The organism is Ruminococcus sp. RTP21358st1_G6_RTP21358_211008 (assembly GCF_040908885.1).
In the GTDB taxonomy this organism is placed as follows: domain Bacteria; phylum Bacillota; class Clostridia; order Lachnospirales; family Lachnospiraceae; genus Blautia_A; species Blautia_A faecis.
Genome location: NZ_JBDGDM010000004.1, coordinates 97631 through 121313 on the forward strand (window position 1 = coordinate 97631; position 23683 = coordinate 121313).

Annotated in this window: 19 protein-coding genes and 1 riboswitch; of the genes, 3 read left to right on the top strand and 16 right to left on the bottom strand. The window is 44.8% G+C overall.

Annotated features, from left to right (window positions below; translation table 11 throughout):
• Positions 1-124 precede the first annotated feature (124 nt).
• Positions 125-262, bottom strand: a riboswitch (FMN riboswitch).
• A gap of 94 nt (positions 263-356) precedes the next feature.
• The 10 genes from AB5Z12_RS02775 to prfB all read right to left on the bottom strand — a co-directional run bounded on the left by AB5Z12_RS02775 (position 357) and on the right by prfB (position 11414).
• On the bottom strand, positions 357-1265 hold the full coding sequence (locus tag AB5Z12_RS02775; protein ID WP_226840995.1) for a mechanosensitive ion channel family protein: 909 nt from the start codon (positions 1263-1265) through the stop codon (positions 357-359).
• 179 nt (positions 1266-1444) lie between these two features.
• The gene (locus AB5Z12_RS02780) at positions 1445-1738 is read right to left on the bottom strand and encodes a DUF1294 domain-containing protein (RefSeq protein WP_368368543.1); all 294 of its coding nucleotides are present in this window, start codon (positions 1736-1738) and stop codon (positions 1445-1447) included.
• Between the two features lie 80 nt (positions 1739-1818).
• The gene (locus AB5Z12_RS02785) at positions 1819-3978 is read right to left on the bottom strand and encodes a Tex family protein (protein WP_173771544.1); all 2160 of its coding nucleotides are present in this window, start codon (positions 3976-3978) and stop codon (positions 1819-1821) included.
• A gap of 30 nt (positions 3979-4008) precedes the next feature.
• Complete coding sequence (locus tag AB5Z12_RS02790; RefSeq protein WP_173716544.1) at positions 4009-4836, bottom strand: DUF975 family protein; 828 nt, start codon at positions 4834-4836, stop codon at positions 4009-4011.
• Positions 4837-4998: 162 nt separating this feature from the next.
• Complete coding sequence (locus AB5Z12_RS02795; protein ID WP_148461034.1) at positions 4999-5886, bottom strand: DegV family protein; 888 nt, start codon at positions 5884-5886, stop codon at positions 4999-5001.
• 49 nt (positions 5887-5935) lie between these two features.
• The gene (locus AB5Z12_RS02800; protein ID WP_148461033.1) at positions 5936-7147 is read right to left on the bottom strand and encodes a hypothetical protein; all 1212 of its coding nucleotides are present in this window, start codon (positions 7145-7147) and stop codon (positions 5936-5938) included.
• A gap of 31 nt (positions 7148-7178) precedes the next feature.
• Positions 7179-8387: an aspartate kinase gene (locus tag AB5Z12_RS02805; RefSeq protein ID WP_118580501.1), complete on the bottom strand. Its 1209-nt coding sequence runs from the start codon at positions 8385-8387 to the stop codon at positions 7179-7181.
• A 97-nt stretch (positions 8388-8484) separates the two neighbouring features.
• The gene (locus AB5Z12_RS02810; RefSeq protein WP_173735267.1) at positions 8485-9702 is read right to left on the bottom strand and encodes a homoserine dehydrogenase; all 1218 of its coding nucleotides are present in this window, start codon (positions 9700-9702) and stop codon (positions 8485-8487) included.
• Positions 9703-9709: 7 nt separating this feature from the next.
• On the bottom strand, positions 9710-10162 hold the full coding sequence (locus AB5Z12_RS02815; RefSeq protein ID WP_173735268.1) for an ACT domain-containing protein: 453 nt from the start codon (positions 10160-10162) through the stop codon (positions 9710-9712).
• Between the two features lie 123 nt (positions 10163-10285).
• Positions 10286-11414 (bottom strand): peptide chain release factor 2 gene (gene prfB / locus AB5Z12_RS02820; protein WP_368356738.1). Its coding sequence is split into 2 segments (ribosomal slippage): positions 10286-11338 and positions 11340-11414, totalling 1128 coding nucleotides; the frame shifts between segments, so codons are not numbered across the junction.
• A 383-nt stretch (positions 11415-11797) separates the two neighbouring features.
• Here prfB and AB5Z12_RS02825 point away from each other — a divergent pair.
• Together AB5Z12_RS02825 and AB5Z12_RS02830 are read left to right on the top strand one after the other, a co-directional pair.
• Positions 11798-12166 (top strand): NusG domain II-containing protein, encoded by a 369-nt coding sequence (locus tag AB5Z12_RS02825; RefSeq protein WP_226815079.1) that lies wholly within the window; start codon positions 11798-11800, stop codon positions 12164-12166.
• 3 nt (positions 12167-12169) lie between these two features.
• Positions 12170-12655 (top strand): Gx transporter family protein, encoded by a 486-nt coding sequence (locus AB5Z12_RS02830; protein ID WP_148461028.1) that lies wholly within the window; start codon positions 12170-12172, stop codon positions 12653-12655.
• Between the two features lie 297 nt (positions 12656-12952).
• Here AB5Z12_RS02830 and AB5Z12_RS02835 read toward each other — a convergent pair whose 3' ends face one another.
• The 6 genes from AB5Z12_RS02835 to dapF all read right to left on the bottom strand — a co-directional run bounded on the left by AB5Z12_RS02835 (position 12953) and on the right by dapF (position 22524).
• Positions 12953-14008 carry an FAD:protein FMN transferase gene (locus AB5Z12_RS02835; protein WP_227200252.1) on the bottom strand — a complete coding sequence of 352 codons (1056 nt, stop codon included), beginning with the start codon at positions 14006-14008 and terminating at the stop codon, positions 12953-12955.
• Between the two features lie 193 nt (positions 14009-14201).
• Positions 14202-14990 carry a 4Fe-4S binding protein gene (locus AB5Z12_RS02840; protein ID WP_294423272.1) on the bottom strand — a complete coding sequence of 263 codons (789 nt, stop codon included), beginning with the start codon at positions 14988-14990 and terminating at the stop codon, positions 14202-14204.
• Positions 14987-15622, bottom strand: coding sequence for an FMN-binding protein (locus AB5Z12_RS02845; protein WP_227200255.1), 636 nt, complete (start codon positions 15620-15622; stop codon positions 14987-14989). The genes AB5Z12_RS02840 and AB5Z12_RS02845 overlap by 4 nt, the downstream gene beginning before the upstream one ends.
• A 3-nt stretch (positions 15623-15625) precedes the next feature.
• Positions 15626-17584 carry an FMN-binding protein gene (locus tag AB5Z12_RS02850; protein WP_264467151.1) on the bottom strand — a complete coding sequence of 653 codons (1959 nt, stop codon included), beginning with the start codon at positions 17582-17584 and terminating at the stop codon, positions 15626-15628.
• Positions 17585-17757: 173 nt separating this feature from the next.
• A complete protein-coding gene (locus tag AB5Z12_RS02855; RefSeq protein WP_368356737.1) occupies positions 17758-21153 on the bottom strand; it encodes a penicillin-binding Tp47 domain C-containing protein in 3396 nt (1131 codons plus the stop codon).
• A gap of 522 nt (positions 21154-21675) precedes the next feature.
• Complete coding sequence (gene dapF, locus AB5Z12_RS02860; protein ID WP_173716553.1) at positions 21676-22524, bottom strand: diaminopimelate epimerase; 849 nt, start codon at positions 22522-22524, stop codon at positions 21676-21678.
• 251 nt (positions 22525-22775) lie between these two features.
• Here dapF and AB5Z12_RS02865 point away from each other — a divergent pair, with 251 nt between their 5' ends.
• A complete protein-coding gene (locus AB5Z12_RS02865; protein WP_368356736.1) occupies positions 22776-23606 on the top strand; it encodes a helix-turn-helix domain-containing protein in 831 nt (276 codons plus the stop codon).
• Positions 23607-23683 lie beyond the last annotated feature (77 nt).

Here is a 23683-nt window from a genome sequence, read left to right on the forward strand (position 1 = left end):
GCAAGTATGGGATTAAAATGTTACCAGTAACCAGTAACATTAAAATCACCACATAAAAAGCCCCGGAATCTCTTCCGGGGCAATGAGCACGTACAAAAAAATATCAACCGATCTAAATATTCTGCGCGTTCTTCTCTCATCCAGACTTTACTGTCGGTTTTGGAATTTCACCAAATCAGCCGCCAAAGCGGGTCGCGGACTATACCGCCGGTAGGGAATTTCGATTTCCAAGGATTTCGATCACCCTGCCCCGAAGAAATTTTCTTTTCATGGTGGATTATACAATAGAAATAAGATAATTTCAATAGGAAATCTATTTGTACATCTATTTCATATTTTCTATTATATATCTATTATCATTTGTCTTTATTTGTCTCCACCACATGTACATCCATCTGCGGATACGGAATGGAAATTCCGTTGGCATCAAAAGATTCTTTGATTTTCTCATTGAGGCGCCATTTGATCTTCCAGTATTTATCGGTAGGCACCCAGACGCGAAGACCCATGACTACGGCACTGTCAGCAAGTTCGTCTACAAAGACCAGCATGTCTTTGTCCGATTTGGTTCCGGGATCTTCCTGTAAAATGTGCTGCAAAAGCTTTTTTGCTTTCTTAATATCGGAATCATAGGAAATTCCCACTTTGATTTCCAGGTTACGCAAATTCTGCGCAGTTACATTGATAATGGTGCTGTTGGATAATTTTCCATTTGGAATGATTACGTGCTTATTGTCAATGGTGATCAGGGTCGTATAGAACATCTCAACCTTATATACGGTTCCCTCCGTTCCACCAGCCTGATCCTGTATAATATAATCTCCTACCTGAAAGGGCTTAAACAAAAGCAGCATAACACCGCCAGACAGATTCTCCAGACCGCCCTGCAAAGCAAGACCAATGGTAACGCCGGCAGTTCCCAGAAGAGCTGCTACGGAAGATTCCTTCACACCGAAATTAGTAGCTATATTAAAAATCAGAATCAGATACAGCAAAAATTTTCCAAAAGAACAGATGAACTGGGCAACCCCCATGTCTATGCCGGCCTTTTCCATGGAACGCTTCGCAACCTTCAGCAGCCACTTGATCAGCTTTGTTCCCACATAAAACGCTACAATAGAAAGAACCACTTTCATTCCGAAGCTGATCAAATCCGGCATATGACCGTTAAAGTAAGCCTTGATCTGATCCCAGTTGGAGTTTACTTTATCCACTGTTTCCTGGACAGTCTCCTGAACTGCATTCTCTATAACCTGTCCTTCCAAATTCCCATCTCCTTTTTTCAGTCCTTTCTCACAAACAACTCTGTCCCTTATTATCCAAAAACAATTTCGTCCACCCCGCTCAAAATCGCAAAAGCGGCAGGAACTAATACCCATTTAAAACAGAGCAATCTGTCCTGTTTTCCACAGGAAATTCATTTTGGAAGCAAATTATCCACCGTCTACTGCAAGACTCTCCACAGTATCAACTGCGCTGCCAGAATTAACGGCACACCCAGGCGAAATTTCCACTTTCTGGTTTTATGATGAAAAAACTGCATTCCAAGAAGAGCCCCAGCGGAACCGCCAATGGCAGCCACCGCAAGAAGCTGAGCCTCTGGGATGCGCCACTGTTTTCTGATGGCTTTCTGCTTGTCCATGCCGTACATCCCGAAGGCTGCGATATTAACTAAAACCAGATACACAACAAGCATATTTTCTAACATTTTAATCCAACTCTCTAATTCCTCTGCCAAACACGCTATAAAGCGTGTTTGAAAAAGGCTTTCTGCAAGGCAATGTCAAGAGAAGAGAAATAATGCTTTCCCTCTTCTCTTTATTTATTTAACCCTTTCATAGAAAGGCTGATCCGGTTCTTCTTCTCATCCACACCGAGAACACGAACCTCCACAACATCTCCGACGCTTACAGCTTCCAACGGATGTTTGATAAATTTTTCACTCATCTGGGAAATATGAACAAGTCCGTCCTGATGAACTCCGATATCAACAAAAGCTCCGAAATCGATTACGTTGCGGACAGTTCCTTTCAGGATCATACCCTCTTTCAGATCCTTGATATCCAGTACATCTGTGCGGAGAATCGGCTTCGGCATCTCATCACGCGGATCTCGTGCCGGTTTCTCCAGCTCTTTTACAATATCCCGAAGAGTGATCTCTCCAATTTCCAGTTCATCAGCAGTCTTCTTGTAATCCCTGATCTGTCTGGAAAGTCCGGCAAGCTTGCCTCCTGCAATATCCTCAGCGGAATATCCCAGTTTCTCAAGAAGCCTGGAAGCCGCCTCATAGCTCTCCGGGTGAACGCTTGTCGCGTCAAGAGGATTGGAGCCGCCTGTAATACGCATGAAACCAGCGCACTGCTCGAATGCTTTCGGTCCAAGCTTCGCAACCTTCAGAAGATCTTTTCGGCTTGTGAAACGGCCATTCTCCTCACGGTAAATTACAATGTTCTTTGCAATAGCCTTGGAAACACCGGAAATATACTCAAGAAGGGAAGCAGAAGCAGTATTTAAATCCACACCTACTTTATTTACAGAATCCTCAACCACACCTGTCAGAGCCTCGCCAAGCTTCTTCTGGTTCATATCATGCTGATACTGCCCTACACCAATGGATTTCGGATCGATCTTAACCAGCTCAGCCAGAGGATCCTGCACACGTCTTGCAATGGAGGTAGCACTTCTCTGTCCTACATCAAAATTTGGGAATTCGTCTGTAGCAAGCTTGCTTGCAGAGTAAACAGAAGCACCTGCCTCATTTGTAATCACATACTGAACCTTCGCTTCCGGAATCTCCTTCAGCATATCAACAATAACCTGCTCAGACTCTCTGGAAGCAGTACCATTTCCAACAGAAATCAGGGAAATGCCATACTTCTTGATCATAGCTTCTACTGTATCCTTCGCAGCGCGAATCTTCTTCTCGTTAGTAGGAGCAGTTGGATAAACAACTGTGGTATCCAGAACTTTTCCAGTAGGATCTACAACGGCCAGCTTACAGCCTGTACGGAAGGCCGGATCCCATCCAAGGACAGTCTGTCCGGCGATTGGAGGCTGCATGAGAAGCTGCTCCAGATTTTTGCCAAATACTTTGATGGCTCCGTCCTCTGCCTTCTCAGTCAAGTCACTTCTGATCTCGCGCTCGATTGCAGGAGCGATCAGACGCTTGTAACTGTCCTCTGTCACTTCTTTCAGAATCGGTGTAGTAAATGGATTGTCTCGGGTGATCACCTGCTTCTCAAGGTAACGAAGAATATCTTCTTCTGGTGCAGCTACCTTGATAGTGAGGAATTTCTCTTTCTCACCACGGTTCAGCGCCAGCACACGATGTCCAGCCAGCTTCTTCACCGGCTCTTCAAACTCATAATACATCTCGTATACAGACTGTGCCTCCGGATCTTTTGCCGTAGAATTGATAGTTCCTTTTTGGGCAGTAAGATCACGGATGTGGATTCGATAATCTGCCTCATCGGAAATATGCTCTGCAATAATGTCCTTTGCACCAGCAATGGCATCTGCCACAGAAGCAACCTCTTTTTCCTCGGAAACAAAGGCTTCTGCTTCTTCCTCGATGGACTTGCCTGTCATCTGAAGCATAATAATATTTGCCAGCGGCTCCAGACCTTTTTCCTTGGCAATTGTTGCCCTGGTACGTCTCTTCGGACGGTACGGACGATAAAGATCCTCTACCACTACCAGTGTCTGTGCTGCCAGGATCTGTGCTTTCAGCTCTTCTGTCAGTTTTCCCTGGTCCTCAATGCTGGAAAGAACCTGATTCTTCTTGTCTTCCAGATTTCGAAGATAAGTCAGTCTCTCGTTCAGGTTACGAAGCTGCTCATCATTTAAGGTTCCAGTAGCTTCTTTTCTATATCGTGAAATAAAAGGGATGGTGTTTCCCTCATCGATCAATTTAACAGCAGCTTCTACCTGCCATTTCTGCACCCCAAGTTCCTGGGTGATTACCTGTAAAATATCCATTTTTTCAATCTCCTCTTGTTGCTTGTATTTCTAATTTCTGTAACCGTCATTATTTTCTGTATCATATCCGTTTCCAGAATCATTGGTCCAGTTATGAAAGCCGCCGTCAGCAGTTCCATCTCCTGGCAGTCTGTAGTCCAGTTCCCCATCCAGATCCCGATAAAATGCCACCATGGACATTTCCATATAAGGCATGATCCAGAAAAGTGCAATATAGAACGTGAACACAGATAATAACAAAAGCGGGATAAAGCTGAGATTCAGCTTCACATATCTCCAGATATTTCCCTTCATCAGCCTTGCGCTCTCTTTCAGTGCCTGGATTCCTCCAAGCTCTGTGTCATCCGCCATGAGAAAGTAGGTCATGGCAAATGGAAGGGAAATAAGAAAATTCAGCAAAGTGCTTACAGCCAGCAGTCCCAGAGTCATGGAAAGCCACTGGATCTGGGAATCCACAGTCAGTCCCGGATCTGTGGTAAAGCTCACATAATAGTAAGGGATTGCTGTGACCAGCTGGATCAGCGCCAGCACAAAGCCTGCAACGATCACCCTGTCTGGCTGGTTTTTGAAAAAGTAGCCCAGATCTCCCAGAGAAAACTCCTTTCCCCTGGAAATATTCAAAAGCATATACCCCAGACCAGCGGAAATGATCCCCACGATCAGTGACACCACCAGCATAAATACTTCACTGAGAACCAGATCCAGCGCGGATGTGCCAGAAAATAAATTGGTAGAAAGGATTGTTCCTAAAGTATTCAGACCATACACTGCCAGAAGCCCAAGGATCACAGTTCCAACATGTCCCTGCAATGCCTTTTTTGCCTGCAGTTTGATTTCCTTCGTACTTCTTTTTTTCATAATCATCATTCTCCTTTGCAGTGAAACAGCAGGCCGGGATTCTGATGCATCCCGGCCAGATATATTGCAGCACCATTTCGCTGTTTTCACTTTTTGCTCCATTAAGCCATGCCAGTTGTTCCCAATATAGCATTCTTCCATCTGACATCTGTAATTTTTTAATTACGCCGTTCTCTTGTTTCCCCAGAAAAACAGCGCTACCGTACCAGGACCTGTATGGCTTCCGATGGTAGTTCCGATGTTATTGATCTCAACCTTCCCATTTAATTTCGGGAAACGCTCTTCCACCAGCCTTGCCACTTCCCTGGCATCCTCTATACATGCGGACTGGGAAATATAACATTTCCCACTATAGTCAAGTCCGCCCTCAGCGTACTCTTCCATTTTGTCTACAACAGCCCGGATCACCTTTTTCTTGGTACGGATCTTAAATCTTGGGATCAGTTTTCCCTGATCATCCATATTCAGCAGCGGGCAGATATTCAGCATCGTGCCGAAAAAGCCGCTGGCCTTGGAAATACGGCCTCCTCTGATATAAAACGTAAGATCTGTGGAAAAAAACCAGTGATGCAGGTTCAGCTTGTGTTCCTCCGCCCAGGCATGAACCTCCTCAATGGGTCTGCCCTCATCCCGAAGGTCTGCAAGTTTATCCATAAAAAGCCCATATCCGGAGGATGCTCCCAGAGAATCCACCACCAGGATCTTACGCCCCGGATATTTTTCCTCCAGATCCGCTTTTGCAACGTTAGCTGAATTGATAACGCCAGAAATTCCTGAAGACAGGCAGACATGGAGCACATCTTTTCCCTCTTTCAGAAATCCTTCGAAATATTCTTCGAATTCATCTGCATTTACCTGGGAAGTCTTGGTGGATGCACCATCCTGCATGGCCTTATAAAATTGGTCAAATGGCATAGACTGTCCCAGATCATCTGCATATTCTTTTCCATTTAGTTCATAATGAAAGCAGATATAGGAAATATTTCTTTTCTCAAAATGTTCTTTCGTAAGGTCTGCTGTGGAACAGCAGCTGATCACATAGTCGCTCATATTTCCCTCCTGTTACTAATTTTGCAAAACCTCCAGATCGGGTTCTCCCTTATTCTGGAAGAATTTCATTTCTGTACGCAACACTTGCCACTGTATCCGGATCCTCATCCTTGTTAAACCAGAACTGTGCCCGGTTGTCAATCTTGGTATCTGCAGTCTTATAAATATTCAGGTAATCTCCGTCCTCATCACACGCATAGCCTTTTTCCTCTGCAGCTGCGATCAGGTCCGCCTTCTTCGCACCCAGGGTAAATCCACCGGAAAGAGTAAGGGTAAGAGCATCACTGTCGTAATTGCCTACCTCAAGCTCCCGTACAAAACAGTTCTCGATGGCAGTTGCATCCTGGGTAAAATTGTAAACACTGAAATGCACACTCTGGTTATTCTTCATCATGTCTACAAATTCCAGATCCCGGCCAGCCACATAAGCGCCATCTTCCACATCCTGAAGCTCCCAGCCATTCTCAAGGAATGCAGACACCGGAGCCGGAAGGGAATAAAGATCTCCGCAGAATTCCAACTGTGGAGCCAGCAGATCATCTCCCAGCTCAGTAGGAGCGGTATAGGAAGATACGATTTCTGGAACTTCCTCGCTTACACTTCCCTTGTCATATCCTTCTGGCTCTACGAAGTTACGCATATCTACCTGCTTCAGAGTATTGTCATCCTTATATACATAGAAATGAACTTCCTCGTAATAATCTTTCGAGTAGGAATACTTGGTATACAGGTCTCCCTCGTAAGTATCGCTTGGATCACCATAAGCAGCTTTGATATCATCAAAATTGGATTTTCCCATTACGATTCCGCCAGGCAGTTCTACAGGAGTAGCCGCCACATCAAAATCATAGCTTGCATCAATATCAATTCCTGCTACCAGACACTGGTTTAATGGCAGCTGGTTGATTCCAAGATTGATCACATCTACGGAAACGCGGTCGTCCCCTTTGTAAAAACTGATGGAACCATAGGAATTGGTTCCAACGCCCATCTCCGGGTCCTCGTTCTTGCCAAGTGTCCAGTCTGCTGCAAAATCCTGGTAATACATAGGGAACTGGTAAACCTTATCCCCGATCTTCACCTGAAAATCGTACAGGCTGTCGGACAGCTCTGTAACCGTTTCTGCACCAGCCTCAGGCTCATCAGCAGCCTCTCCTGCTGCCTCTGTAGTTTCGGCTTCCTGTGCCTCTGCATAAGCCGCGGACGGAACCGCACACAGGCACATTGCTGTAAAAAGCACTCCCAATACTTTTCTTTTCATACAGAAATTCCTCCTTAGAATGTATATTTGATCAGTCGGCAAGGCCGAAAGCATCGTGTACTGCATTCATAGCCCGGATTCCGTCTTTTTCGTTGATAAGGACGGTAATACGGATTTCAGATGTGGAGATCATATTAATGTTTACGCCTTCATTGTAAAGGCTCTCAAACATCTTGGCAGCCACGCCAGGATTGCTGAGCATACCGGAGCCAACAATGGAAAGCTTGGCGATATTGCGCTCAGAGTGAAGCTCCTTGAAGCCAAGGCGCTCCTGGCTCTCCTCCAGAGTGGCAACTGCATCATCCAGATCATCCTTATTTACGGTAAAAGAAATGTCCTTTGTTCCTGCACGTCCGATAGACTGCAGGATAACATCTACATTAATATTTTTCTTTGCAAGGGTATCAAATACCTTAAATGCAACACCAGGCACATCACGAAGTCCCAGTACTGCGATCCTCACAGCGTCTGTATCCAGCGCAACACCGCTGATCAGCATTCTTTCCACGCTAACTACCTCCTTAACTACCGTTCCTTCACTGTTATTCAGGCTGGAGCGGACCACAAGGGGCACTCCGTATTTCTTCGCCATTTCCACAGAACGGTTGTGAAGTACACCCGCTCCTGATGTTGCCAGATCCAGCATCTCATCGTATGTGATCTCTTTCAGCTTTCTGGCATTTGGAACCTTACGTGGGTCGGCTGTATAAACGCCGTCCACATCTGTATAAATCTCGCAGGCGTCTGCATGAAGCGCTGCTGCCAGTGCCACGGCAGTGGTATCAGAACCGCCTCGTCCCAGGGTGGTATAATCATCATACTTATCCACTCCCTGGAATCCGGTAACGATGACAATCCTGCGGGCATCCAGCTCACGGCGGATACGCTCTGTGTCAATTCTTTTCAATCTTGCATTCTGATGGCTGCTTGTGGTATGCATGGTCACCTGAAAAGCATTCAGGGAAACCGCCGGAACGCCCAGCTTGTGCATTACCATGGCCATCAGAGATACGGACATCTGCTCACCGATGGTAAGGAGCATATCCATCTCACGCTTCGGAGGCTTGTCGTCCATATCATGAGCCATACGGATCAGCTCATCTGTATATTTTCCCATGGCGGACAAAACCACCACCACGTCATTTCCTTTTTTATATTCCTCGATACAACGGTTGGCAACATTATACATTCTCTGTTTGTCCCCAACGGAAGTACCGCCGAATTTCTTAACTATCAGCATAGTTTTTCCTTTCACGCTGTCAGTTTTATTTTTTATCTGCGCATACAGACAGTTTCACGCAGCTGCCCATTACCTGAATAACTGCGGTTTCATGTTATCAGTCTTTCACGCGGATCATGCCCAGAACATTCTCTCCAAGCGCTTTCACACGCGCTTTGTACTCGCCCTGTGTCATAAGTCTGGTAATAAAACCAAATTCTTCCGGAAGGGAATCCGGCTCGATCACAGCCTCAACCTTACCAAAAGCCTTATCCACCTCATCCAGGGAAGTATCCTTCACACGGACAAAGAAACGGCCTTCTACAGAATCCGGCTCCATCAGGGTCATCTCTTCATTGCTCCAGTTATTCGGAATGGTGTCATGAAGATGCTTTGCAGCCTCCACAACGTCTGCTGCAACTGCACTGGCAGTAGGAAGCTTGCCAGCTCCGCTTCCATAGAACATGGCATCGCCAAGCATATTTCCATGTACAAAAATACTGTTGAACACACCTTTTACGCCATAAAGAGGATTATCCTGTCCAACAAGGAAAGGTGCTACAAGTGCGTAGAAGGAATCGTCTCCCAATTTCTTGCTTGTGCCAAGAAGCTTGATGCTTCTGCCCATTTCTCTTGCGTATTCCATATCCTCTGGTGTGATCTTTGTAATTCCTTCTGTATAAACATTTTCAAAATTCAGGAATTTTCCATATGCCAGAGAGGAAAGAATGGCAATCTTACGGCATGCGTCCTGTCCTTCCACGTCAGCGGTAGGATCAGCCTCTGCGTAGCCTTTTTCCTGAGCCTCTTTCAGAACAGTATTGAAATCAGCACCTTCTGTGATCATCTTATCCAGCATATAGTTGGTAGTTCCGTTCAGAATTCCGCTGACCTCATCGATCTCATCTGCGGTAAGAGAACCGTTGATGGCACGAATGATCGGGATTCCACCGCCGCAGCTTGCCTCGAAAAGGAAGTTGATCTTTTTCTCTTTTGCAATTTCCATAAGCTCAGGACCGTATTTGGCAACCAGAGCTTTATTTGAGGTGCACACACTCTTGCCGGCTTCAAGTGCTCTTTTTGTAAAAGTATAGGCAGCACCGGTTCCTCCCATTACTTCTACTACAATTTTAACTTCCGGATCATTTACGATCTGCTCAAAATCATGAACAAGAATCTCTTCTACCGGATCTCCCGGGAACTCACGAAGATCCAGTACATATTTGATCTTAATCTCTTCCCCGGCTCTTTTGTTAATCAATTCATGATTGGTGCGGATGACTTCTACTACACCACTTCCAACTGTGCCATATCCTAACACTGCAATATTTATCATCTGTCCGTTACTCCCTGCCTAAAATTTTTAAATAATGGATTCCTTCCATCTGTTCAATGTCATCCACCATTGCCTCTGCATCCCCTTCTCCCTGAAGGATCTGCACACTTAAGGTAAGAGTGGCAATACCACTGATGGGAATACTCTGATGTATAGTCAGAATATTGCCATGATTTTCCGCAATAGCCCGAAGAACATTGGATAAAATTCCCGGCTCATCATCCATCTGTATAATAAAAGTGATGGTCTTTCCCTTGGCTTCCTCGTGGAAGGGAAAAATATCATCTTTATATTTATAGAAAGAGCTTCGGCTGATTCCCACAGCGTCTGCAGCTTCCTGAACTGTAACTGCCCGCTTTGATTCCAGAAGCTTCTTCGCTGCAACTACATTCAGAAGCACTTCCGGCACAGCCCGCTCTTTTACTACAAAATATTTATTCTTATCTGTTGTCTTTGGCATCCTGCATTTCCTTCCACTTTCACTGCGCCCTGCAAATCTCTGCCATTACAGCCGCTGTATCCAGACATAATCCGGAAACTGGCATTGCCCTGTTACCGTTACTTCGTGAACAGCAGCATGCTTTTACTGCTGCTCTGCAGGTCTCTTCGCAAGTGCGATCCATTTCAGATATGCATTAATAAAGATATCAATGGCACCATCCATAACTGCATCTACATTTCCGGTTTCTTCATTGGTACGGTGATCTTTGACCATGGTATATGGCTGCATAACGTAGGAACGGATCTGGTTGCCCCAGCCGATATCCGTTACTTCGCCTCGGATTCCGGAAAGCTTGGCTTCTGCTTCCTGCTGTTTCAGAAGATATAACTTCGCTTTCAGCATCTGCATAGCCTTATCTTTATTCATATGCTGGGAACGCTCATTCTGACACTGTACCACGATTCCTGTTGGGAAATGAGTGATACGGATAGCGGATGAGGTCTTGTTGATATGCTGTCCGCCGGCACCACTGCTTCGGTAGGTATCAATACGGATGTCCTCATCATTGACTTCTACGTCCAGATCTTTCTCAATATCCGGCATTACATCGCAGGATACGAAAGAGGTCTGGCGCTTTCCAGCCGCATTGAACGGGGAAATACGTACCAGACGGTGAACACCTTTCTCAGACTTCAGAAGTCCGTATGCGTTCTCTCCGTTTACCTGGAACGTAACAGATTTTATACCAGCTTCATCGCCGTCCAGATAGTCCAGAACTTCAATTGAAAAGCCCTTGCGCTCAGCCCAGCGTGTATACATACGATACAGCATACTGCACCAGTCGCAGGCTTCTGTTCCACCAGCTCCTGCATTCAGTTTGATAATGGCATTCTCGCCGTCATACTCTCCTGAAAGAAGTGTCTTCACACGGATACTGTCAAACTGTGCCTGGAACTCATCCAGCATTTCCTGGATTTCTTCGATCATGGACGGATCATTTTCCTCATAGCTCATCTCGATCAGGGTCTCCATATCTTCTTTCTGGGTTACCAGATTCTGATAGGTTTCCATGTCGTCCTTCATGCTCTTTAATTCTTTCATTTTCTTCTGGGATATTTCTGCATTGTCCCAGAAATTAGGCGCTTCCATTTCACGCTCTAATTCTTCAACCCGCTTTTCTTTGTTAGCCAGGTCAAAGTGAATCCCTCACTTCCACTAATGGTTCTGTGTATGTTGCAAGAATGCTCTTGAACTGGTCTAATTCAACCATAGCTTCACCTTCTTTCTAATATTTCTGTGTAACTGTCCAGTGTTTTCTGAATCGTTACATTTCTTCAACAATGCCGCCGGCCTGGAACGTGTTTGAAAAATCATTCCCGCGATCCGCACGGCACACAGACTTTCAAACTATACAATAGCATATTCCGTGGGAAATTACAATAAAAAGCGGTGTGGAAAGGAACAGCCACCCGTTACCGTTTCCTCTGTGAATAACAGTCATTCTCTCTGTTGCGATTTTTTCTCAAAAATGGATTTTAGAATAGGTTGAAAAATCTCTGTATTTCTTATATCATAAACTAATGGTTCGTTTGTGGAACATGGTTCTATGATATGATGATTTTGGTTAAAGCTATTAATGAAGAGGTATCATTTTTGAAGAAGAAAGAAGCGGTATTTATTGGTGCACTATTGGTTATTTCAGTGGTGCTTTGTATTTTTGTTTATGCGGTTCCACATGGAACTCATGGGTCGATCCAGATTACGGTGGATGGGGAACTTTATGGGACTTATTCACTGGCGGAGGATCAGGTGATCCAGATTGGGGATACCAATGTGTGTGAAATTAAGGACGGCGAGGTAAAGATGACAGAGGCGGACTGCCCGGATCATCTTTGCATGAAGCAGCCGGCAGTGGGCAGTGCAGGCGGATATATTGTGTGCCTGCCAAACAGAGTAGTCATTCAGGGAGAGGGCGATTCAGATTCACAGGATTCCGAAAGTGGATTTGACGCAGTGGTGTAAGTGATGAATCAGAAAAAGACAGCGTATCTTGGGCTGTTTGCAGCCATTGCCATTATTTTCGGGTATGTGGAATCGTTGATTCCGTTTTTTGCGGGAATTCCAGGAATGAAACTAGGGCTTGCAAATCTGGCGGTGCTTTTTGTGCTGGAGAGGTATACGTGGAAAGAAGCGGCGCTGGTTTCCATTGTGAGAATTTTTATTATCGGTTTTATGTTTGGAAGCGGCTCCAGTATTATGTATAGCCTGGCGGGGGCGACCCTTAGTTTGATTGTGATGGTTTTTGTGAAAAATAAGATTGGATTCGGGCAGCTGGGTGTAAGTGTGGCTGGTGGCGTTTCCCATAACATCGGTCAGCTGCTGGTGGCGATTCCGGCAACGCATACGGTGGGACTGTTGTATTATTATGCTCCGGCGCTGATGGTGTCGGGAGTGATTACAGGACTGCTGATTGGAGTGCTGACGAAGGAAGTGCTTAAGAGGATTCCGTAATATGTTACCACCGTACGCATCTGGGCTGAATATATTCCACGCGGGGAGGCGCAACATTCCGCGGAGCTAACTGCTAACTGCGACTAAACATCTCAGGAGAGCCTTCGATGTTAAGTCTTCGTAAGCAGTGGATCTCCGCTCCATTAAAGGCGCGCCTTGAATGCCCCGCTTAGGAATATATTCAGCCCAAATGCTGTTGATTGAAAAAGAGCTCCTGACGATAGTTTTGAACTATCGTCGGGAGCTCTTCTTGCTATTCCATAAGTTATCATTTTCTATGAATTTATCATGGACAACTTATAATTCGTTTACTACATATCCGTCTTTCATTAATTCGAATTTATCCATCAATCCACTTGTCACATACACATTTTTGTCTTCATCAACGAATACGGCTTCTGCATCATATTTCTCTAAAAGAGGTTTCGCGGCGTCCAGACCCAGAACGAAGCAGGCAGTGGAGAGGCCGTCGGCCAGGTAACCCTGGTCGCAGACGATGGTGACGGAGGTGAGACCGTTCTGTACAGGATAGCCGGTCTTTGGATCCAGAATGTGGTGGTAGCGGATTCCATCTTCTATGAAGTATTTTTCGTAGTCACCAGAGGTGGAAAGGAACTGGTTGGCGTCCAGGGTGATGGCTCCAAGATAGTCGCCTTCCGTGTCACGGGGATCGGTAAGGGCTACTTTCCAGGAGGAGCCGTCGGGCTTTTCGCCGTAGGTCATGACACTGCTGCCGCCAAGGTTCAGGATCATACCGAAGACATCTGGCTGGGTTTGCAGGTAATCCATGATCAAATCACAGCCCATGCCTTTTCCAACGGCACCAAGATCCAGGGTACAGCCATCAAGAAGGGTTACATTGTTTCCGTCCACCTGAATTTTCTCGTAGCCCACTTCGGGAAGAAGGGTGTCGATTTCGGACTGATCTGGGACATGAGGGTTCTCGCCGGCAATGTCCCACAGGCGGATAATTTTTCCAAGGGTGGGGTCAAAAGCACCGTTGGAATCCTGGGAAAGCTGGCGGATTTTCTCAAGGTCGGCGGCAAGATCATCAGAAACTTCCATGGTCTTGCCATCAGCATTGTTCAGCTGGGAAATCTGGGAGTTTTCCTCTGTCCAGGAAAGGAGGGTGGTTTCCATTTCGCGGAGCTTTTCACCAATCTGGGTATTGATGTCCGCGCCTGAGGTGTAAAGGGTTTCGGAAACTACCGTGTCCATTGCGAAATCTGCGTTGGTGTATTTTTCTATGTCAGATGCATAAACAACTGTAATTGTTTTTCCCAGTACTATTGCAGAAATGACAGTGAGAAGCAGGCTGCCGCAGAGGATTCCTGCCGCACTTCTCTTTCTCAAATGCCTTCTCCCATTAAACATATCCAAGCAGGTAAGTGATTGACCTCTGGACTGCTTTTTATAATGTACCTTAATTAAATCGACTTCATTCTGAAATCTTACTTTACTTCTTTTTTTACTCATATCCTGTTCTTTCTGATTTTATTTTCTCTTATTTTCCAATAGCGTTCGCCCATCTTTTCCCAGCTCGTGTTTAAAAAAGGCTCTCATCTTTCGCCTTCGGAATCCCGATCCGGATGTTCCTCTTCGGGCAGATTCCCTGGCAGGCGTGGCAGCAGATACATTCTCCTGAGAGAGGGGTATCACCGTCAATGTCCAGATGAGCAGGACAGCGCTTTTTGCAGGCTCCGCATTTCGCCGGACAGGTGCCTCTGTCACGGTTGAACAGCGCAGAGGGCGCTATAGGCATTATAGCAAAAATTGTGCCCATTGGGCAGAGGAACTGGCAGAAAAATCTTTCCTGAGTGCACATTCCGATCATGAGCAGAATCAGCAGCACAATCCCCACCTTGTAGGTAGCACCGGGAAGTCTGCCAGCGGTGAGCATGGAAAACACATCCCAGGGGCTCATGCCCTGAAGCTTGCTGTACCAGCCGGTAAGGATAGATACAAGAAGCACCAGAAGCCAGATATATTTCACCTTCTGCAAAATGCGGATGGCTTTTTCTGAGTATCCGTGACGGCCTTTTTTATGAAAAACCTTCTGGCGGATAAACACAGTCAGCTCGTACAATGCATCCCCAAGGGAACCAAATGCGCAGGCATATCCGCAGAAATGCCGTCCGAACAGGCAGGTTACCACCAGCAGCACAGCAGTCACATCCAGAAAGGAATTCCAGCTGATTGCCTGATGTGCTGCGATTGCCTGAAAAACGGACTTCACGCCTGCGAATGCTGTGGAAAAAAGTGCCGGAGCAAAAATGAAAAACAGAAGCTGGATGCCGGCGCGGATCAGCCGGATTTTTCTCTGTCTCTTTTTCATTGATTTTCCGCCTTTCCAAGTGCATCATTTACAGCGTTGATAATTCCAGTGGAACTGAAGGTTGCTCCGGAAATGGTGTCAACATCTGTACTCTGGGCAGCCAGAATGGTACTGATCACGCCCTGTCCCTGGGAAAGGTATGCAGAGTCTTCGCCTGGTGCACTTACCACCTGAATGTCTGTAATCGTGTCATTTTCAAGTGTAACCTGAACCTGGATATTGCCGCCAAAGCCCTGGCCGTCTCCTGTGTAGGTCCCGTTTTTGTAGACAAGATCTTCACTTTCTTCCTCAGAAGAAGCGTCCTCAGCCTCTGTCTCATCTGTATTCTTGTCATCTTTTTTCGCGTCCTCGGAAGCATCCCCGGAAGCCGCTTCTTCCGTCTGGGCTTTCTGATTCTTCGCTTCCTCTTCTGCCTTTTTCTTCGCCTCTTCCTGCGCTTTTGCAGCCTCTTCAAGGGCACTTAATATCTCATCCTGCTGTTTTTCCAAGGCCTCCACTCTGGTTGTCAGACTGGCGATCTGCTGGTCTTTTTCGGTATCACTATCTTTTTTCTGCATGGAGTTGTAGCCAAGGACGGCACCAACGATCAGAAGCAGACATAAAACTCTCATAATAAAACTCTGGTATTTCATGGGTTATGCTCCTTTTGCCTGATTTAATGCATTTCTAAATGCCTGAATAAATCCCTGGGAGGAATATGTGCATCCAGATACTGTATCTACACTGTCTGCGGACTGCTTTCCCATAACCTGTCCAAGAATTCCCTCCCAGGCTGTATCTGCATATTCTTCATCATCATAGGAAAAATAAGTTGCTCCCACAATCTGTCCTCCGGATATTGTTACGGTAACCTGTACACTGTCTGGTCCGTCATTGCCTTCTCCAATGCCAGTGTAGGTTCCATCTGTATATGCACCAGCAGGCACAGGCGTGGGTTCTGGCGTAGCTGTCGGTTCCGGCGTCACAGAATTCTCCGGTGTATCCGTCGGTTCCGGTGCAGAAGTTGGCGCTGGCGTTTCAGTAGGCTCTGGTACAGCTGTAGGCTCCGGTGCAGTCGTTGGTTCCGGAACAGAAGTCGGCTTTGGCGTATTTGTGGGTTCTGGCTTCTCGGTGGAATCCGGCGCCTCAGTGGGCTCTGGCGTTACTGAAGGCTGTACCTCTGTATTTTTTGCCTGCTCCAATGCTATTTTGGACGCATCCAGAATTCCCATAGAAGAAAATGTTGCACCACTTACAGTGTCAATTCCTTCTGTACTCTGCTTTTCCAGTATTTTAGGCTGTATGGATCTCCATGCCTTATTGAAAAAGCTTCTGGTATCTGAGTTTGTATTGGTTACTTCCGTAATTTTTCCGTCTTTAATTGTCAGTGTTATGTTAACCTTTCCAGAATATCCCATTGCAGACCCTGTATAGGTACCATCTTTCAAAAGCTTTACAACCGGCTGTTCATCTGACGGATTATCCGGAGTCTTGGTAGGATGTGGAATCTCCGTTGGAATTGGTGTTACAGTTTCATCAGGTACAGTAGTCGGGGTTGGAGTTATATCTTCTTCCTTTGAGTCTGTAGTTCCTGATTGATCAGCCTTTGAAAGAGCCTGGGATAAAGCTCCAAGAATTCCATTGGAAGAAAATGTTGCACCACTTACAGTATCAATTTCAGAAGTACTCTGTCTGGAAATCACATTGGACTTGATTGTTTTCCATGCTTTATTAAAAAATTCAGGTGTGTCTGTATTTGTGTTGCTTATTTTTTTGATTTTTCCATTTTTTATTGTAACCTTTACCGTTACGATTCCATCAAAGCTTTCTGCCTGTCCCTCATATACGCCATCTTTATAGCTGACAGAAGTATCTTTCTTCGGTTTCTTTGCAGGTTTTGGCGTTGGAGTTGGTGTGGCAGCCGGTGTGGCAGAATCACTGTTTCCTGCCTGTGAAAGGGCATTCTGTACTGCCTGGATAATCCCGTTTGAGGAATAAGTTGCACCGCTGACTGCATCCACATTCGGGGACTGGCTTGATAAAACCTTACTTACAACGCCCTGTGCAGAGGCAAAATAAGAGCCTGTTTCTCCAGAGGCACTCAATATATCAACAGCTGTGATTTTCCCACCTGATACAGTTACCTGTACGGTAATCGTTCCTCCAAAGCCAGTACCGCTGCCCTGATAAGTTCCATCTTTATAGCCGCCTTCTGGAACTTCTGTAGTTGGTGTAGTGGTGGAGCCCTGACCTACCCCTGAAGATGCAGCCGTTTTTACTGGAAGGGTCTTTGAGCTTCCTTTTTTTATACCACTTTTTTTCTTTGAAATTTTGGAGGTTTTTTTCTTTGAAGATGATGATGTATTTTTGCCTGCTTTCAGCAGACTCTCCTCTTTTGCCTCGTCATCTGCTGCCTCATAGGAATAGGCTGTTTTCAGAAGCGATTCCAGATCCTGGGATTTTACAACCTCTCTGGTTTCAGCAGTCACTTCTTTTCCACTGCTGCCAGCCTGAGCACCTGCTGCAGCCACAGCCGCAATAACCACTGCTGCTGGAGCAAGTTTCACCAGATTCTTTTTTTCAAAAGGATTCTTATCACTGTCTCGTTTTTTCATGCTGTCTCCTGTTAAAATATGTAGCAAATTAAATTTCTCTTTACAAGCAAAAGCAGGGGCTGTTAAAAACGGCCCCCGTTCCTTTGCCTTGTTTCACACAAGTCTTATTTGTTACCAGTAAAAACTTTGTAACAATTATTGTAACTGTTCAGTACCTTCTGAATGGTTACCAATTATTTTACTTTTACTTTGAATTTCTTAGATACTCCATTACTTGTAACAGTGATGGTTGCAGTACCTTTCTTCTTACCTTTTACAACACCTTTTGCAGTAACAGTCGCTACTTTCTTGTTGCTGGACTTGTATGTTACTTTTCCGGATGGTGTTGCGGTTGCTTTGATTTTTACTGTTTTGCCTTTCTTGATTGTTGCAGAAGATTTTGCAAGCTTCAGAGAAGGTTTCTTAACCTGGATTACTACTTTCTTAGTGTAATTTCCAACCTTTACAGTAATGGTTGTCTTTCCCGCTTTTTTCGCTTTTACAACGCCTTTAGAAGAAACAGTAGCTACTTTCTTGTTGCTGGATTTAAATTTAACTTTTCCAGTTACATCATTTTTTACAACCGTAATGGTTGTAGAGGTTTTTCCTTTGGTATAAATTGTGGAAGCTTTTGCTGTTGCTGTAATTCCTTTGGCCGGTGCTACAGTCGGTGAAGGAGTTGCAGTTGGCTGTGCAGGGGCTGGTGTTGCAGTCGGTTGTGCAGGAACTGGTGTTGCAGTCGGCTGTGCAGGGGCTGGTGTTGCAGTCGGCTGTGCCGGTGTTGCAGTTGGAGCCGGAGCTTTTACAAGCATGTTAAGAGCTTCTCTTAAATGTCCGATCTGCTCTTCTACGCCATACGTTGTCTGATTCTTAATATTTGCAAGCATTTCCTCACACTCTTCAAGCTCATTTGCAATGCTGTCTTTTGCAGCAGCCCAGCTCTCCGGAGTATAATCAGCCTCATTCAGGGCTTTTGCTTCTGCGATAATGTTTTCCAGTGGTGTGGAATCTGCATCACCTGCAGGTTTTGCAATATTCTCAGCTTTTGCCTGGAATTTTACAACGTAATCCTGGTATCCAAGGGCATGAACAGTAAGGATCCAGTAACCAGTTCCGTCAGTTCCTTCCGGAAGCTTGCATCTTCCGGATTCTGTAAGGCCAAGCTGGATACCCATCATTTTATGCATCCAGTTATCAGCTGCAAATTTTGTTCCATAGTTTGCAAGTCTGTTTGTATAAGTGGAATCATTTCCATAATATGCCCACTCAACAGACTGCATATGTGAACCAAGATCGCCATAGTTTCCAGTCAGGTCAACTCTCAGGAACTCACCATATGAACCATTTCCAGGCTTTACAGTTGCTGTAATTCCGTCTGCCACTTTCAGCTCTGCATCTTTGATACCAGACTCAGTTCCGTTCTGTCTTGCTCCGATTACAAAGCTTCCATCTTCAGCTTTTGTAGCTTTTTTCAAACCATTTGTATTTGCAGTTACATTTGCAACGGCTTCATAGGATTTCAGTTCTTTCTCGCCATAACCGCCGATCAGCTGTCCGCCATTTTTTACAATTGCATGACTTTCTGCAAAAGCAGCAAGGTCAGCTCTCTTAATCTCAACCGGTACATATTTCAGGCCAGTTACGGTATATCCGGTTACATTGTTCCGGTTAAATACTTCTGATGTTCCATCGGCATAATAAACTGTTTTTCCGTCTGCGCTCCAGTGAGAAACTGTTTTTCCATTAAGAACCGCGATTGCCTGGAAGCTTCCTCTGTGAAGCCCATGGTTTGCAGTTGCTCTTGACACAGCATCAAATGCTCCAAGGTCTGACTCACCTCTTCTGTCTTTTTCTTCAGAAGAAGCTGTGGAGCCTGCATTGTATACATCCTCGGAAGACCAGTATTCAGCCCAGGCAAGACTTGCGTATACATATACGTTTTCGTTGTAAACAAATGAGAAATCTGCATATCCAGATGCACTTACGGTAACGGTATCTCCATCTTTTACTTCTGTTTTAGAGTAATCAAGAGATCCGTCTCCCTGAACTACTTTCACAGAACCTTTTTTGCTTGCATCATACTCTTTTTCACCAATTTTTACTTTTGAAACAGCCTTTGTATATGCAGCAAACTGCTCTGCTGTAATGTCTGCTGCAGCAACCAGTTTTCCCTCATACTCATCGTATGCAGCTGGCATAACATCTGTTGTTGCTGTGAAAGTAGTGCTGATGGAAGCATATTTTCCATTGGCATCCGAAATTGTTAAAGTATGTGTTCCAGGTGTAAGATTTGTAACCTTTACTCCTGTCTCTGTTGTCGCTGCTTCCACATCATCAACTGCATATTTCTTTGAATAATCAGATGGAAGTGCTTCAGATAATTCAACTTTAATCTCTGCATCTGTTACCTTGATGTTGTCAACGGTTGCACTGACACCTGTTTTTACCGGAACATAAGTATCTGGAATATCAAAATTAATTTCCCCCTTATCCGTATAGTACGTTACGCTGGAAATAGTTTTTCCCATCATGGATTTGTAGTGGTCAGAGCTTATTGGGCAACCGTGAGATTCTGTTGTAAAGCCGGTGCTCCATGCAAGTTCTTTTCCTTTCCAGATATTCTCAAGATGACGGAGTGCATAAGTGGTTCCGTCTGTTGTATTGATGATTACACCATAAATCTTATCACCATTAGATGCATTTACTACTGCCTTTACTGCTGTCTCATCCAGCTCAAGCTGATAATCTCCATATTTGGAATTAAGCTTTAATTCAGCATTCACACTAACATTCTGTTCGGACATTCCCTGAACAGCGCCAAAAGAAATATTTTCGTTCTCATCTACGCTCATTTCCTTGTAATATGCAGGAGTTTCTGCCGGAACATAATAAGTATAGCTTGGCTGTTCAATAAGAGCCGCTGCACCAGTATATGTATTAGTACTTACCTGGCCTTTCATGTTCGTAGTAATCTCTATAGTAGTGCTGTCTGTAATCTGTTTAAAATTTTCCAAATCAGAAGCTTTATTCACTTTTACCGGAAAAGTAACACCTGCAAGTTCATTTCCTTCCGCGCTTGTATGATAAGCAGCATTTCCATTCATCACACCGCCCATCTTTGTTTTTGCTTTCGTCGCGGATGTAAATGCATCTACTTTTACATCATTGTTTTTCAACTCAGATCTGTAAAAAGCTTCATAGGGAATGTTCATCAGTACGATCTGACCATCCTCCACTGTTTTCACAGCTCCCGCTTCATTGTTGGTTTCGCCCTCAGTGTTTGCTAAAAAAGCATCTTCTGTGTCTCCGGTTTCGCCGTCCTCAAATCCAGACTCCTCTTCTGCGGCTTCTCCAGATTCAAAACCATCCTCTGTGTCTGTACCAAAATCTGCTGAATCGTCAGCCTCTGATGATTCGTCATAGTCGTCTGAAATCTCATCAGAATCATATATAGTCTCATCAGAAACCTCAACAGACACTTCACCAGAAGTAAAATCTTCTGCCATTACTCCAACCGGTGAACTGGTCATCGCTACAGCTGCACTCATAATGATCGGAGCAATTTTTCTTAATAACTTTTTGTCAGCCATCCTCTTCCTCCTCATTTAACTATTATTAGTATTTTCTAACCTTTGTTTATTTTACAGAATCGCGTTAGAAATGTCTATCTTTTTTTAGTTTAGACATTGCACTTTTTTTATCAACAAGAGTGGGCTTCCGTATACCGACAAGCTGATTCTATCTCCATATTTTAATTACTTTCCTCTCTTCAGATATAATGACATCGCTTACAGACAGCACACTCATTTGCAGCAAAAAAATCCAGGCACGGAAGTCTTCTTACTTCTATACCTGGATTCTCGTACATCGAAAATTAAGTAACTGCCATATTGACTTGTCTGATTTTTCATCTGCTGCACCGCCTTCCTACGCGATGCACAAAAATTATACTGTGTATCATTTCCCTTTGGCAGCCTTTAAATTTCATTTTTATTTATCTTTTCTGCCATATCTGCATTTTGCGCCCTCTGGCGGTCACAAATACGTTTTAGAACAGCCGTTTTGCTACACAGACACGGCCGTTTGGATGCGCCATACACCATATTTTCTTTCTATGAGAAAAAGCTTTCAGCCACGCTCATCTCCGCAATATATCCAACAGTTCCTGTCATAAAAATAGTTCCGTCTTCTTTAATGTCGATCTGGATCATACCACCTGGCTGGTTTACATTGATTCTGTTTTCCATCAGACCTTTCCGGTAGGCTGCAATGGCTGCCGCACAGCTTCCTGTACCGGAAGCTTTTGTGTAACCGGAGCCACGCTCCCAGATCTCGATATCCAGATTTCCTTTGTCAATCTTGCGGCAGATCTGCAGGTTCACTCTTTCCGGGAACTCATCTGCATTTTCCACATATGGTCCCAGTTCCCTTACTTTTTCCGGTGATACCTGATCCATGAAAATAATGCAGTGTGGATTTCCTACTGTGAGACAAGTTGCTTTGTATTCTTTCTTGTTAAATGTAAATGGCTCATCGATCACCTCACGCACCTCGCCAGTTACCGGAATCTCTCTGGAAAGGAAAGAGGCTTTGCCCATGTTTACGCGGAACTCTGTCGCTCTGGCATTCAGACACTCTACTTCGATTGTTCCGGATAAGGTCTCAATGGCAAATTTTTTCTCTGTAACATACTCATTGTCCATAAGATATTTTGCAAAAATACAGACACCGTTTCCACTGATTGCAGCTTCACTTCCATCGGAATTAAAAATACGCATTCCCATTTTTCCGTTAATGTCAACTGGTCCGTAAAGCACACCATCCGCTCCAAGTCCGAATCCCCGCTGGCAAAGAAGTGCAATTTTTTTGCCTTGCAGCTGAAGCTGGTTTTTTTTCGCATCCAGTACCAGATAATCATTTCCAAAGCCCTGATATTTTGTCATGATAATGCTGTCTCTCATTGTTTTCAATTCCTTTCTGACGAAGCGCCCGTGATCTTTTTTCTCAAATCACATCTTATATATCCAGTATAGCGTTTATTTTTCCCATGTACATAGAATAACTTGCGAAATATATTGCAAAAAATGCGGTATTTCATTTATAATAAAGTCATATTTCAAGCGCAGAATTGAATTATGACGCTACGCAAACGTAGCTGCAAGCAAAGTTTGCGGTTCCATACACACTATAGTTAAAACAGGGGCCATAACATATGAATTCTTTCAATGAACCTACTGAAAAAACCGGCTATCTGGAGCAGGATTTCCGGCTTTTTCACATCAAGGACCAGACCAAGCGAGAATTTTCTTACCATTATCATGATTTTCACAAGGTGATCATCTTTCTTTCCGGAAAGGCAGCCTACCACATTGAGGGAAAGTCCTACTACCTGAAGCCCTGGGACATTCTCCTCGTGAACCGTCACGCCATCCACAAACCTGAAATTGATTTTTCGGTTCCATACGAACGTTTTGTACTATGGATCCGCGACGACATCAAATCCACAGAACTGCTCCGCTGTTTTCAGAAGGCGATTGACCGGAGTTACAATCTAATCCGTCTGGACTCTGACACTCAGGAAAAATTAAAGCAGCTTCTCTACGAACTGGAAGCTGCCCTGAAAGACGAAAAATTTGGAAGCGAGCTTCTTGGCTCAGCTCTTTTCACCCAGTTCATGGTTTATGTAAACCGCATTTTTCTGGAAAAGCAGTACATTTATGACGCTCATTCCTACAGCAGTGATTCCCAGATAGAAGAGCTTCTACGTTATATTAACCACAACCTTACGGAAGATCTTTCCATTGAAACCCTTGCACGGAAATACTACCTGAGCAAGTATCACATGATGCGGAAATTCAAGGAGGAAACCGGTTACACCATCCACAACTACATCATTAGCAAGCGCCTTCTTCTCGCCCGCACAAAAATTTCCGAAGGCACCCCCATCCTGAAGGCCGCCCAGTTAAGCGGCTTCTCCGACTATACCACCTTCTCCCGGGCCTATAAAAAACAATTTGGTATTGCGCCGAGCCAGACAATATAATTGCTATTTAGTTGATTAAAAGTTCTTCAATGCGGACGCATTTGGACAATGTGTATTACTCACTCGCCGGCGCAACG

What these genes read in the sequence shown, in the direction of transcription:
- AB5Z12_RS02785 (WP_173771544.1), bottom strand. Translation starts at nt 3,978, where the DNA reads ATGGATATTTTACAGGTAATCACCCAGGAACTTGGGGTGCAGAAATGG.
- AB5Z12_RS02790 (WP_173716544.1), bottom strand. Translation starts at nt 4,836, where the DNA reads ATGAAAAAAAGAAGTACGAAGGAAATCAAACTGCAGGCAAAAAAGGCA.
- AB5Z12_RS02795 (WP_148461034.1), bottom strand. Translation starts at nt 5,886, where the DNA reads ATGAGCGACTATGTGATCAGCTGCTGTTCCACAGCAGACCTTACGAAA.
- AB5Z12_RS02800 (WP_148461033.1), bottom strand. Translation starts at nt 7,147, where the DNA reads ATGAAAAGAAAAGTATTGGGAGTGCTTTTTACAGCAATGTGCCTGTGT.
- AB5Z12_RS02805 (WP_118580501.1), bottom strand. Translation starts at nt 8,387, where the DNA reads ATGCTGATAGTTAAGAAATTCGGCGGTACTTCCGTTGGGGACAAACAG.
- AB5Z12_RS02810 (WP_173735267.1), bottom strand. Translation starts at nt 9,702, where the DNA reads ATGATAAATATTGCAGTGTTAGGATATGGCACAGTTGGAAGTGGTGTA.
- AB5Z12_RS02815 (WP_173735268.1), bottom strand. Translation starts at nt 10,162, where the DNA reads ATGCCAAAGACAACAGATAAGAATAAATATTTTGTAGTAAAAGAGCGG.
- AB5Z12_RS02830 (WP_148461028.1), top strand. Translation starts at nt 12,170, where the DNA reads ATGAATCAGAAAAAGACAGCGTATCTTGGGCTGTTTGCAGCCATTGCC.
- AB5Z12_RS02840 (WP_294423272.1), bottom strand. Translation starts at nt 14,990, where the DNA reads ATGAAAAAGAGACAGAGAAAAATCCGGCTGATCCGCGCCGGCATCCAG.
- AB5Z12_RS02845 (WP_227200255.1), bottom strand. Translation starts at nt 15,622, where the DNA reads ATGAAATACCAGAGTTTTATTATGAGAGTTTTATGTCTGCTTCTGATC.
- AB5Z12_RS02850 (WP_264467151.1), bottom strand. Translation starts at nt 17,584, where the DNA reads ATGAAAAAACGAGACAGTGATAAGAATCCTTTTGAAAAAAAGAATCTG.
- AB5Z12_RS02855 (WP_368356737.1), bottom strand. Translation starts at nt 21,153, where the DNA reads ATGGCTGACAAAAAGTTATTAAGAAAAATTGCTCCGATCATTATGAGT.
- dapF (WP_173716553.1), bottom strand. Translation starts at nt 22,524, where the DNA reads ATGAGAGACAGCATTATCATGACAAAATATCAGGGCTTTGGAAATGAT.
- AB5Z12_RS02865 (WP_368356736.1), top strand. Translation starts at nt 22,776, where the DNA reads ATGAATTCTTTCAATGAACCTACTGAAAAAACCGGCTATCTGGAGCAG.